This is a genomic window from Leifsonia sp. EB34 (assembly GCF_041260585.1).
In the GTDB taxonomy this organism is placed as follows: Bacteria; Actinomycetota; Actinomycetes; order Actinomycetales; family Microbacteriaceae; genus Leifsonia.
Genome location: NZ_JBGCCV010000002.1, coordinates 883,075 through 895,107 on the forward strand (window position 1 = coordinate 883,075; position 12,033 = coordinate 895,107).

Genomic DNA, 12,033 nt, shown 5'->3' on the forward strand with positions numbered 1-12,033 from the left:
TACTGTGACGGACGAACTGAAGCGCGGACGCGGGCACAGCCGCGTGAAACTGTACGTGGCCCTGGCGGTGGGCGTCGTCGTGACGGTGGTGGCCGCCTTCTTCGAGGTGCTGCACCACGCGTTCCTCACCGGCTGGGCGGCGGCCTGCCTGGTGTACGTCGTGTGGATCTGGGCGACGATCTGGCGGATGAACGCGGACCAGACGCGCAGCCACGCGACGCTGGAGGACCCGGGGCGCCGGACCGCGGACCTGGTGCTGACCATCACCGCGCTGGTGAGCCTGTTCGCGGTCGTGTGGGTCCTCGTCGAGGCGCGCAGCCTCAAGGGCGGTGCGCAGCTCGCCGTCGCACTGCTCGCGATCGTGAGCATCGCGCTCTCGTGGCTGCTCGTGCACACCCTCTACACGTTGCGGTATGCGCGGATCTACTACCGCAGGGACGGCGGCGTCGACTTCAACCAGAAGGAGCCGCCGCAGTACAGCGACTTCGCCTACCTCTCGTTCACGCTGGGGATGACGTTCCAGGTGTCGGACACGGACATCTCCAGCTCCTACCTGCGCCGGACGATCGTGCGGCACACGCTGCTGTCGTACGTGTTCGGGACCGTCATCGTCGCGACCACGGTGAACCTGGTGGCGGGACTGACCTAGCGCCAGGGACTGACCTAGCGCCAGGGACTGACCTAGCGCCCGGGACTGACCTAGCGCTCGTAGCGGACGAAGCGGTAGCGCATCCCGTTCGCGGCCTCCAGCCACGGGCCGGGGTCGCCGTGCCACTCCGGCCCGAGGGCGGGTGCGAACGTGTCGCCCGCCACGGCGAGGTCGAGCTCGGTCACCTCGACCCGGTCGGCGAGCGGCAGGGACTGCGTGTACAGCTCGGCGCCGCCCATGATCCACACGGTGCCGTCTCCGGCGGTGCCCAGCGCGTCGTCGAGCGAGTGGACGACCTCCGCGCCGGAGGCCTGATAGGCCGGGTCGCGCGTCACCACGATGTTCGGCCGGCCGGGGAGGGGCCGGAACCGCTCCGGGAGGGACTCCCAGGTGCGGCGGCCCATGATCACCGGGTCGCCGTCGGTCAGCTCGCGGAAGTGCTTGAGGTCCTCGGGGAGGTGCCACGGCATGACCCCGCCCGCGCCGATCACGCGGTCGTGGGCCTGGGCCCAGATGAGGGCGACGGTACTGCTCAGGGCGAGCGTCATACGGCCACGGCGGCGCGGATCGCGGGGTGGTGCTGGTAGTCCTCCACCGCGAAGTCCTCGAAGCGGTAGTCGAAGATGCTCTCCGGCTTCCGTGCGAACCGCAGGGTCGGCGCGGGATACGGGTCGCGGCTGAGCTGCTCGGTCACCTGCTCGACATGGTTGTCGTAGATGTGGCAGTCGCCGCCGGTCCAGACGAACTCGCCGGGCTCCAGGCCCACCTGCTGGGCGACCATCATCGTGAGCAGCGCATAGCTGGCGATGTTGAACGGGACGCCGAGGAACATGTCCGCGCTGCGCTGGTAGAGCTGGCAGGAGAGCCGGCCGTCAGCGACGTAGAACTGGAAGAACGCGTGGCACGGCGCGAGCGCCATGTCCGGGATGTCGGCGACGTTCCAAGCGGAGACGATGATCCGGCGGGAGTCCGGATCGCGTCGTAGCGTGTCGATCACCTGCTGGATCTGGTCGATGTGCGTTCCGTCGGGCGCCGGCCACGACCTCCACTGCACGCCGTAGACCGGGCCGAGCTCGCCGCGCTCGTCGGCCCACTCGTCCCAGATCGTGACGCCGTTGTCGCGGAGCCAGCCGACGTTGCTCTCGCCGCGGAGGAACCACAGCAGTTCGTAGGCGATGGACTTGAAGTGCACCCGCTTCGTGGTGATCAAGGGGAAGCCCTCGGCGAGGTCGAACCGGAGCTGCCGGCCGAACACGCTGCGCGTCCCCGTGCCGGTGCGGTCGGACTTGTGGCTGCCGTTCGCGAGGACGTCGCGCAGCAGGTCTTCGTACGGAGTCGGGATCGGCGTGCTCATCGAGACGATGCTACTTCTCCGTACGCCCGCGTGCCCAGGGACCCGCGGTTTCCCCCTGACCCGGCGACCGTTCGGGTCGTAGGCTTTCGACTATGGAACGGGCCGATGACGTGGAGGGGGACGGCGTCGCGGAGCCGGGCGGAGCACGCCACAGCGACGACGAGCTCGCGGACGCCCTCCAGGCGGAGGTCGACCGCGCGACGGCGGCCATCCCGATCGTCGCCGGGGCGCGGGCCGCGACGGACGGGGAGGGCGCCGCCACCCTCAGCGACGCGGAGGTCACGGCGATCGTGGACGCGGACCTCCGGATCCACGACACGTTCGGGGCGATCCGGCATCTGCAGAATGTGCTGCAGGCGCGGGCGACGGCGGCGATCCCGGTCGTGGGGGAGCCGCGGCGCGACGTCGTCGAGGAGCACAAGGAAGAGGAAGACGAGGAGGAGGACGACTGGGTCGGGCCGCCCACCCAGTTGATCAGCTTCGACGACCTCCCCGTTCGGCGGGAGGACGGGCCGCAGCCGACGTACGGCGCGTGGGTGGGTGCGGCCGTGCGGCAGCCCCCGGGCTCGCCGCAGCCCCCGGTGGCGCCGCCGGAGGTCTCGCCGCAGCCGGAGGTCTCGCCGCCCAAGTTCCCGACGATCGCGCTCGACGCATCCGCCTTCCTGCCCGAGACGACGTCCGCTCGCGAGACCGCCGCCCCGCGCGTCGAGCCGCTCGGACTGGTTCCCGAGGAGTACGCGCCACGCGACTCCCAGCCGCTGCCGGTCGCCCTCCCCGTGGCGCTCGCCGCGCCGGTGGCCGGAGCCGAGCCCGCCCCGGGCACTGTCACTTCGGCCCCCGAAGGCGGAGGGATCGCCGAGGACACGGGCGACGCGCTCAGCGCCCCGACTCCGGTCGCGTCGCCGCGGCTCCCCGAAGAGGCAGCCGCGCCGCACGCCGCCCCGGTCGCACCTCCGGCATTCGTGCCGGAGGCCGTGGATCTGGAGCCCACCCCGTTCGACCAGCGGGCCGGGCACGCGTCCCGGCTGTTCTGGCTCTGGTTCGCCGGCACCTCCTCCCTCATCAGCGTCGGTGTGGGCGCGACCCTGTTCCTGCTGGGGCTGAGCCTGCGCCAGCTCCTGGTCGCGACGCTGTTCGGGGTCGCGTTGTCGTTCCTCCCGCTCGGGCTCGGGACGCTCGCCGGCAAGTGGAGCGGGCAGCCGACCCTGGTGGTGTCGCGCGCCACGTTCGGCCTGCGGGGCAACGTCCTCCCGACCGTGCTGGCGCTGGTCACGAAGCTGTTCTGGGGTGCCGTGCTGCTCTGGCTGGCCGGGTCGGCGGCGGGGTCGCTGGCCGTCTCGGAGGGCTGGTCGCACGAGGCCGCGATCCCGACGGCGATCGCGCTGATCGTGACCATCGCCGCCGCCGGCGTCGTCGCGTTCTTCGGCTACGGGCTCGTCTCCCGGGTCCAGCTCGTCCTCACGATCGCCTCCGCGGTGCTCATCGGCGTGACGATCGCGGCGACCTGGCGGCACGTCGACGTGTCGCGTGCGCTCGCCGTGCCCGACGCGCTCTGGACCCACGTCGTGACCGGAGCGGTGCTCGTGTTCAGCTACGTCGGGCTGGCCTGGGCGATGAGCAGCGCGGAGGTCGCGCGGTACCAGCGCCGGCGCTCCTCCGGCGCGGCCGGGATGCTGTGGGCGACGTTCGGGGCCGGCGTGCCGCCGTTCGTGCTGGTCTCCTACGGCGGCCTGCTCGCGGCCTCCGACCCGCGCCTGGCCGCCGAGCTGGCCAGCGACCCGGTGGGCGGGTTCGTGCAGCTCGGACTCCCGGCCTGGTACCCGGTGCCGCTGCTGCTGGCGGTCGGGCTCAGCCTGATCTCCGCCCTCGTGCTCACGATCTACTCGGGCGGCTTCACCCTCGACGCGCTCGGTGTGCGGCTCGGCCGGCGCTGGAGCACGGTGGTCATCGGCGCCGTGATCGCGGCAGTGGGCGTCGTGCTCGCCCTCACGGTGAGCGACCTGGACGTGGTCATCCGCGGCATCCCGACCGCGCTGTCGGTGCCCGTCGCGGCGTGGGCGGGACTGTTCGCCGGCGAGATGATGCTGCGCACGCGCCGCTTCCACCACGGCTCCCTGCTGAACCGCGGCGGGGTCTACCCGGACTGGCGCTGGGTCAACCTCAGCGTGCTCGTGGCCGCGAGCGCGATCGGGCTCGGCTTCGTCAGTTCGCCGCTGCCGTGGCTGGCGTGGGAGGGCTACCTGTTCCGGCTGCTGGGGGCCGACCCGCACACCGGCATCGGCACGAGCAACGTCGGCGTCCTGCTCGCGCTCGGCATCGGCCTGGTGACGCCGATGGTCTCGGGCGTGCGCGAGGTGCGGCGGCAGGAACGCGTGGTCGCCTGACGAAAGGCCCGTCCCGGGCGAGGCTCGATCACGTAGGCTCTAGTGCGTGCCGCACACTCTCCGTTCCGTCTGCGAGGTCGTGGAATCGCTCTGGCCGGTCTCCGGGGCCGAGGGGTGGGACGCGCCAGGACTCGTGTCGGGCGATCCGGCCGCGAGCGTGGAGCGCATCCTGCTCTCGGTGGATGCCGTGGCCGCGACCGTCGACGAGGCGGTGGGGCTCGGCGCCGACCTTCTGCTCGCCCACCACCCGCTGCTGCTGCGCGGCGTGACCTCCGTCGCCGAGGACCGCTACAAGGGCTCGCTGCTGGCGACCCTGATCCGCAACGACTGCGCGCTCATCGCCGCGCACACCAACGCCGACGTGGTGCAGGACGGCACGAGCGCCGTGCTGGCCGCCGCCCTCGGCCTCCGCGACACCGCGCCGATCGCGCCGGCGCCGGACGGGGTCACGGGGATCGGCCGGGTCGGCACGCTGGCGGAGCCGACGACGCTCGGCGTGCTCGCCCGCGCGCTCGCCGACCTTCTGCCGCCGACCGCCGGGGGAGTGCGCGCGGCCGGCGACTACCACCAGCCCGTCTCCCGCGTCGCCGTGTGCGGCGGCGCCGGCGACTCGCTGCTCGCCAGCGAAGCCGTCCGTGGAGCGGACGTCTACATCACCGCCGACCTCCGGCACCATCCGGCGTCGGAGGCGCGCGAGCAGGCCGTCCTCGGCGGCGGCCCCGCCCTCCTCGACGTCTCGCACTGGGCGAGCGAGTGGCTGTGGCTGGATACGGCCGCCGAGAGCCTCCGCCGCGAGCTGCCCGGCGTGGAGGTCGTCGTCAGCGAGCTGCGCACCGACCCCTGGGATTTCGCGATCCTGCAATGATGAACCGCACGACGACAGCTCGCGCGACGACCGCCCGCGCGACGACCGCCCCCATGACGACCGCCCCCATGACGACCGCCCCCATGACGACCGCAGAGAGCAGAGCATGAAAGCCAGCCCCGCCGACCAGAACGAGCTCCTCCGGCTGCAGGCCGCCGACACCCGCCTCAGCCAGCTCGACCACACCGTCCGCAACCTCCCGCAGGCCGCGCAGCTCGCCGCGCTGCAGCCCGAGGTGGACGCCCTCCGCGCGCGGTGGATCGCCGCGACCGGCGAGGTGGAGGACGCCCGCGCCGAGTTGAAGCGCGTCGAGTCCGACGTCGAGGTCGTGGAGGCGCGCAAGCGCCGGGACAGCGAGCGGCTGCAGCACACGTCCTCGGTGAAGGACGTGCAGGCACTGGAGGCCGAGCTGACCTCCCTCGCCAAGCGCCAGGGCGACCTCGAGGAGATCGAGTTGACGGTCATGGAGCGCCTGGAAGGGCTCGAGGCGGCCCTGTCCGCGATCGAGGCCGAGCGCACGGGACTGGAGAGCCGCGTCCAGGAGCTGGAGGCCGCCCGCGACGGCGAGGCCGGCACGGTCGGCGCCCAGCGCGACGCCCTCGCCCGCGACCGCGCCACCATCGCCGGCGCACTCCCCGCCGACCTGGTCGCGCTGTACGAGCGGCAGCGCTCGCGGTACGGCGTCGGTGCGGCGCTGCTGCTGCGCGGCGTGTCGCTGGGCTCGAACGTGAAGCTCACCGAGTCCGACCTCGCGGAGATCCGCCGGGCGCCCGACGACGACGTGGTGCTCTGCCCGGACAGCGGCGCGATCCTGATCCGCAACGAGGAGTCGGGGCTCTAGGGCGCGTGCGCTAGTGTGGGGGCCGGAACGGGTCGGCCAGACGGTCGCGTCGGTCCGCGCGAGCGGGCCGCCGAGGAACGTCCGGGCTCCGCAGAGCAGGGTGGTGGGTAACACCCACCCGGGGCAACCCGCGAGAAAGTGCAACAGAAAGCAGACCGCCTCGCACGCGAGTGCGCGGTAAGGGTGAAACGGTGGTGTAAGAGACCACCAGCGGCCGGGGTGACTCGGCCGGCTGGGTAAACCTCGCCCGGAGCAAGGTCAGACAGGGGACCATGAGGCTGCTCGTCTCGTCCCCGGGTAGACCGCTAGAGGGCGGCGGCAACGTCGTCCCGAGAGAGATGGCCGTCCGCGGCGCGCGAGCGCCGTGACAGAACCCGGCGTATCGGCCGACCCGTTCCCTTCCGCCGATCACCTCGCGAGTACGCGAATAGTCTGCGTACTCGGCGGTTTTCGCCTGACTTTTCGCGTACTCGGCGGTTACTCGGGGTCGGGGTCGGTGTCGGCGTCAGTGTCGGGGTCGGGGGTGAAGCGGTAGCCCATGCCGGGCTCGGTCAGCAGGTAGCGCGGGGCGGAGGGGACGGGCTCCAGCTTCTTGCGGAGCTGGGCCAGGTAGAGCCGGAGGTAGCCGGTGTCGTTGGTGTACTGCGGGCCCCACACCTGCGTGAGCAGGGCCTGCCGCGTGACCAGCCGGCGCGGGTTGCGCACGAGCACCTCCAGGATCTCCCATTCGGTCGGGGTCAGCCGCACGGGCGACTCCCCGTCGGCCGTGCGCTTCACCACCTGGTGCGCCGCCAGATCGACCGTGATGTCGCCGAAGCGCACCGTCGGTTCGTCGGAGGGGCCGGCCTGGCGCCGGGTCAGCGCCCGGATGCGCGCGAGCAGCTCGTCGGCCGCGAACGGCTTGGTCACATAGTCGTCGGCGCCCGCGTCGAGCGCGTCCACCTTGTCGGCCGAGCCGGTGCGGCCCGAGACGACCAGGATCGGGACCGTCGACCAGCCGCGCAGCCCCTCGATCACCTCGATGCCGTTCAGCTCGGGCATCCCGAGGTCGAGCATTACCAGGTCGGGATGGTGCTCGACCGCCACCGACAGGGCCTCGGCGCCGGTGCGGGCCGTGTGGACCTCGTAGCCGCGGGCGGTGAGGAGGATGCGCAGCGCGCGCAGGATCTGCTGGTCGTCGTCGGCGATCAGGATCCTCATGGCGTCTCCTCCGTGTTCGATGTGGGTGCGGCCGGCAGCGACACCACCATGGTCAGCCCGCCGCCCGGGGTGTCCTCGGCCTCCAGGGTCCCGCCCATCCCCTCGGCGAAGCCCTTGGAGAGCGCGAGTCCCAGCCCGATCCCGGTGTCGTTGTCCGTGTCGCCCAGCCGCTGGAACGGCAGGAAGACGGCCTCGCGGCGCTCGCCGGGGATTCCTGGCCCGTGGTCGACGACGCGGAGCTGCACCGTGCCGCCGAACTCGCTGGCCGCGATGACGGGAGGGCGGCCGTCGGGCGAGAACCGCAGGGCGTTGCCGAGCAGGTTCACCAGCACGCGCTGCAGCAGCACGCCGTCGGCGAGCACGGGCGGCACCTCCTCCGCCAGGTCGAGCTCCACCTTCGCCGGCCCGAGCCCGAGCTCTTCGAGCGCCGCCGGGATGACGTCGTCCAGCTCGGTCGGCGCCAGCGACACCCCGAGCACGCCCGCCTGCACCCGGCTGACGTCGAGCAGGTTGGTGACCAGGGTGGCGAGGCCGTCCAGGCTGTCCTCCGCGGTCTCCAGCAGCGTCTCCCGGTCGGCGTCGCTGAGCCGGAGGTCGCGCTGGCGCAGCGTGGTGACGGCGGCGGTCGCGGCGGCGAGCGGCCGGCGGAGGTCGTGGCCGACGGCGGCGAGCAGCGCGCTGCGGACCCGGTCGGCCTCGGCGAGCGGGCCGAGCTCGCTCGCGGTCGCGGCCAGCTCGCGGTGCTCCAGCGCGGCGTCGAGCTGGGCGACGATCGCTCCGAGCAGGCGCCGGTCGGCGGCCTCCAGGTCGCGGCCGGACAGCTCCAAGGTGCCGCGGTCGCCCACGGCGATGCGCTGCGTGTGATCCGAGTCGGCGGCCTCGCCGTCCGTGGACACCACCTCGTCGCCGTCCAGGAGGCGCACTCCGGTGAGCCCGAACGCCTCGCGGGTGCGGGTCACCAAAGCTTGGAGGGCGTCCTCGCCGCGGATGACGCCGCCGGCCACCGTCGCCAGCAGCTCGGCCTCCGCCGCGGCGCGCTGGGCGGCGCGCGTGCGCCGGGCCGCCTGGTCCACGACCAGGCTGACCAGCGCGGCGATGATCATGTAGAGGATCAGCGCGATCAGGTGCAGCGGCTCGGCGATGGTGATCGTGTACAGCGGGGCGACGAAGAAGTAGTCCAGCGTCAGGCCGGACAGCAGCGCCGCGAACAGCGCCGGCCAGATCCCGCCGACGAGCGCGACGACCACCACCAGGAGCTGGTAGCTGAGCACGTCGGCGGTCATCGACTCGGTCGAGCGCAGGCTCACCAGCAGCACGGTCAGCAGCGGGCCGCCGATCAGCGCCAGCAGGAAGCCGTAGACCTGCCGCCGCGTCGTGAGTCCGCCACGCGGCCGCGGCAGCGAGAACCGCCCGCCCGCCCGGGAGTGCGTCACGATGTGCACATCGATGTCACCGGACTCCCTGACCACCGTCGAGCCGATCCCCGGCCCGGTCAGCAGCGCCGCGAGCCGGCTGCGGCGGGAGACGCCGATGACGAGCTGCGTCGCGTTCTCGCCGCGCGCGAAGTCGACCAAGGCTTGCGGGATGTCGCTGCCGACCACCTGGTGGTAGCTGCCGCCGAGCTGCTCCACCAGTGCGCGCTGCGACGCGAGCGCGCCGGGGTTCGCCTCGCGGAGGCCGTCCTGGCTGGTGACGTGCACGGCGAGCAGTTCGCCGCCGGCCGAGCGCGCGGCGATCCGGGCGCCGCGCCGAAGCAGCGTCTCGCCCTCCGGGCCGCCGGTGAGGGCGACGACCACGCGCTCGCGGGCCTCCCACTTGCCGGCGATGCCGTGCTCGGCGCGGTACTGCTGCAGCGCGCTGTCGACCTCGTCGGCCAGCCAGAGCAGGGCGAGCTCGCGCAGCGCCGTCAGGTTGCCGAGCCGGAAGTAGTTGGAGAGGGCGGCGTCCACGCGCGCGGCCGGGTAGACCACGCCCTCCGCGAGCCGGTCGCGCAGCGCCTGCGGGGCGAGGTCGACCACCTCGATCTGGTCGGCGCGGCGCAGCACCGCGTCCGGGATGGTCTCGCGCTGCTGCACGCCGGTGATCTGCTCGACCACGTCGTTCAGCGACTCGATGTGCTGGATGTTGACCGTCGACATCACGTCGATGCCGGCGGCGAGCATCACCTCCACGTCCTCCCAGCGCTTGGCGTTCTCCAAGCCGGGGGCGTTGGTGTGAGCGAGCTCGTCCACGAGCGCGAGCTCCGGCGCCCGGGCGAGCACGGCGTCCAGGTCCAGCTCGGTGAGCTCCACCCCGCGGTGCTCGACCGTGCGGCGCGGGACGACCTCCAGCCCCTCCAGCATGGCGGCGGTCGCGGAGCGGCCGTGGGTCTCCACGACGGCGACCACCACGTCTTTCCCCAGCGCCTTCAGCCGCTTGCCCTCCTCGAGCATCGCGTAGGTCTTGCCGACGCCGGGCGCCGCGCCGAGCATGACCCGGAGGTGGCCACGCGCCATTGCTCTCGATCCCTCTCTCGGGTGTCTAGTCGTCGGACGAGACGCCGACCTCGGCCGCGCGCCCGCGCGCTCCCGCATCCCGCCGCTCGTTGCGCACCGCGAGGGCCGCAGCCCCCAGGATGCCCGCGTTGTTGCGGTGGGTGGCGGGGACGATCATCGTCTTGAGGTCCAGCAGCGGCAGGAATTCGGCGTAGTTCTTGGACACGCCGCCGCCGACGATGAAGAGGTCGGGGGTGAACAGGAACTCCAGCGTCGAGTAGTACTTCTGCAGCCGCTTCGCCCACTTCTCCCAGGAGAGGTCCTCGCGCTCCTTCGCCGAGTAGGCCGCGCGGGACTCGGCGTCGTGGCCTTCGATCTCCAGGTGGCCGAGCTCCGCGTTCGGGATCAGGACGCCGTCGTAGATGAGCGCGGAACCGATTCCGGTGCCGAGCGTGGTCATGATGACCAGCCCGTCGGTCCCCTTCGCCGCGCCGAACCGGGTCTCCGCGTAGCCGGCCGCGTCGGCGTCGTTGACGAAGTGGATCTGCCGGCCCAGCGCCTTCTCGAACAGTTCCTCGGCGTTCAGCCCGATCCACTTCTTGGACACGTTGGCCGCCGAGAGGGTGACGCCGTGGCTGACGATCGCGGGGAAGCACACGCCGACCGGAGCGTCCGGCTCCTCGGCGGCCAGCTTCTCGGCGATCTCCTTGGCAGTCTCGACGATGTCGTCGGGCTTGCCGCCCTCCGGAGTCGGGAGCTTGATGCGGTCGCTCACCAGCTCACCACTGTCGAGGTCGACCAGCGCCCCCTTGATGCCCGTTCCGCCGACGTCGATCCCGATTGCGTGGTTCTGCGCGCTCATGATCTCGAATCTACCCCGCGGGTCGGTGCGGCGGCAGCAGCGCGCGGCGCGACCGGGGAGCCGGTCACGGCAGGGTCAGGATCTCCGCGCCCCGCTCGGTGACCACGAGCGTGTGCTCGAACTGCGCCGTGATGCTGCGGTCGCGTGTGACCACGGTCCAGTCGTCGGCCCACATGTCCCATTCGCTCGTGCCGAGCGTGAGCATCGGCTCGATGGTGAAGACCATCCCGACCTCCATCACGTCGTCGAACGCGGGCGCGGAGTCGTAGTGCGGGATGATCAGCCCCGAGTGGAAGGTGGCGCCGACGCCGTGCCCGGTGAAGTCGCGCACCACCCCGTAGCCGAAGCGCTTGGCGTACGACTCGATGGCGCGGCCGATCACGTTGACCTCGCGGCCGGGCGCGACCGCTTTGATGCCGCGGTTCAGCGCCTCCCTGGTCCGCTCCACCAGCAGGGTCACCTCCTGCGACGCGGTGCCGACGATGAAGGTCTGGTTGCTGTCGCCGTGGAAGCTGTTCTTGTAGGCGGTGATGTCGATGTTGACGATGTCGCCGTCCGCGAGCACGGTGTCGTCCGGGATGCCGTGGCAGACCACCTCGTTGACCGAGCTGCAGATCGACTTGGGGTAGCCGCGGTAGCCGAGCGTCGACGGGTAAGCGTCGTGCTCGATCAGGAACTCGTGGCCGATCGCGTCCAGCTCCTCGGTGGTGATGCCGGGGCGGACCGCCTGGCCGACCCGCTCGATGGCCCGCGCGGCGATCCGGCCGGACTCCCGGATCAGGCGGACCTCCTCCGGGGAGTACACGTCGCCGCGGTCCGACGGGGTCGGTCCCGGCTTGCCGACGTACTCCGGCCGCGGAATCCGCGACGGGACGGAGCGCATCGCGGTGACGCGTCCCGGGACCAGGTGACCGGCGGAATCCTTGGGCATAGGATCAAGCTTATGACCGGCGAGAACGACTACGGCATCGAGCAGGATGCCGAGCACAAGTACTGGTACAACATGAAGACGGGCCAGGTCGAGCAAGGCTTCCTCTCGCCCGCCCCCGACCGCGTCGGCCCCTTCGACACCCGCACCGAGGCGGAGCACGCCCTCGAGAAGCTCCGCGAGAACAGCGCGAAGTGGGCCGAAGAGGACGCCGAAGAGAACCGGTAAACCGCCGAGCACGCAGATAATCCGCGTACTCGGCCGTTTTCGGCTGATTATTCGCGTACTCGAAGTCGGCGCACTGCTTCACGAAGCGGGATGCGGCCGGTCCTGAAGCCGACCCGGTCCGTCCAGACCAGGAGCGGGCCGTCAACATGCGGTCTCGCGCCGACGCCGATCGAGCGCCGCCACGCCGGCCGCGGCGTGCCCGCGTAGCTTGCCCGCTCGACGCGAGGAACCAGGTTGACTGCCAGACG

At 72.0% G+C, this 12,033-nt stretch carries 11 protein-coding genes and 1 other RNA gene; 6 read left to right on the forward strand and 6 right to left on the reverse strand.

The annotated features are described in order from the left end of the window. Positions 1-4: 4 nt before the first annotated feature. A complete protein-coding gene (locus ABIA36_RS13715; protein ID WP_369963042.1) occupies positions 5-649 on the forward strand; it encodes a DUF1345 domain-containing protein in 645 nt (214 codons plus the stop codon). A 50-nt stretch (positions 650-699) separates the two neighbouring features. On the opposite strand, the gene ABIA36_RS13720 is transcribed toward ABIA36_RS13715, so the two are convergent. Further along, on the reverse strand, positions 700-1,197 hold the full coding sequence (locus tag ABIA36_RS13720) for a dihydrofolate reductase (protein ID WP_369963043.1): 498 nt from the start codon (positions 1,195-1,197) through the stop codon (positions 700-702). Beyond that, complete coding sequence (locus ABIA36_RS13725) at positions 1,194-2,003, reverse strand: thymidylate synthase (protein WP_369963044.1); 810 nt, start codon at positions 2,001-2,003, stop codon at positions 1,194-1,196. The genes ABIA36_RS13720 and ABIA36_RS13725 overlap by 4 nt, the downstream gene beginning before the upstream one ends. A 92-nt stretch (positions 2,004-2,095) precedes the next feature. On the opposite strand from ABIA36_RS13725, the gene ABIA36_RS13730 reads away from it, so the two are divergent. The 4 genes from ABIA36_RS13730 (at position 2,096) to rnpB (ending at position 6,491) form a co-directional block, all read left to right on the forward strand. Continuing rightward, entirely contained in the window at positions 2,096-4,387 is a 2,292-nt protein-coding gene (locus ABIA36_RS13730) for a cytosine permease (RefSeq protein WP_369963045.1), read from the forward strand. Positions 4,388-4,433: 46 nt separating this feature from the next. Beyond that, entirely contained in the window at positions 4,434-5,252 is an 819-nt protein-coding gene (locus tag ABIA36_RS13735) for a Nif3-like dinuclear metal center hexameric protein (protein WP_369963046.1), read from the forward strand. Between the two features lie 106 nt (positions 5,253-5,358). Then, complete coding sequence (locus ABIA36_RS13740) at positions 5,359-6,093, forward strand: zinc ribbon domain-containing protein (RefSeq protein WP_369963047.1); 735 nt, start codon at positions 5,359-5,361, stop codon at positions 6,091-6,093. A 28-nt stretch (positions 6,094-6,121) separates the two neighbouring features. After that, positions 6,122-6,491: RNase P RNA component class A (rnpB, locus tag ABIA36_RS13745), an RNA gene on the forward strand. 79 nt (positions 6,492-6,570) lie between these two features. On the opposite strand, the gene ABIA36_RS13750 is transcribed toward rnpB, so the two are convergent. The 4 genes from ABIA36_RS13750 to map all read right to left on the reverse strand — a co-directional run bounded on the left by ABIA36_RS13750 (position 6,571) and on the right by map (position 11,560). After that, a complete protein-coding gene (locus tag ABIA36_RS13750) occupies positions 6,571-7,293 on the reverse strand; it encodes a response regulator (RefSeq protein ID WP_369963048.1) in 723 nt (240 codons plus the stop codon). Continuing rightward, on the reverse strand, positions 7,290-9,788 hold the full coding sequence (locus ABIA36_RS13755; protein WP_369963050.1) for a DUF4118 domain-containing protein: 2,499 nt from the start codon (positions 9,786-9,788) through the stop codon (positions 7,290-7,292). Before ABIA36_RS13755 ends, ABIA36_RS13750 begins: the two co-directional genes overlap by 4 nt. Before the next feature lie 25 nt (positions 9,789-9,813). Continuing rightward, positions 9,814-10,629: a polyphosphate--glucose phosphotransferase gene (gene ppgK, locus ABIA36_RS13760; protein ID WP_369963051.1), complete on the reverse strand. Its 816-nt coding sequence runs from the start codon at positions 10,627-10,629 to the stop codon at positions 9,814-9,816. A 64-nt stretch (positions 10,630-10,693) separates the two neighbouring features. Then, complete coding sequence (gene map / locus ABIA36_RS13765) at positions 10,694-11,560, reverse strand: type I methionyl aminopeptidase (RefSeq protein ID WP_369963052.1); 867 nt, start codon at positions 11,558-11,560, stop codon at positions 10,694-10,696. 12 nt (positions 11,561-11,572) lie between these two features. Here map and ABIA36_RS13770 point away from each other — a divergent pair, with 12 nt between their 5' ends. Beyond that, the gene (locus ABIA36_RS13770; RefSeq protein WP_369963053.1) at positions 11,573-11,785 is read left to right on the forward strand and encodes an SPOR domain-containing protein; all 213 of its coding nucleotides are present in this window, start codon (positions 11,573-11,575) and stop codon (positions 11,783-11,785) included. Positions 11,786-12,033 lie beyond the last annotated feature (248 nt).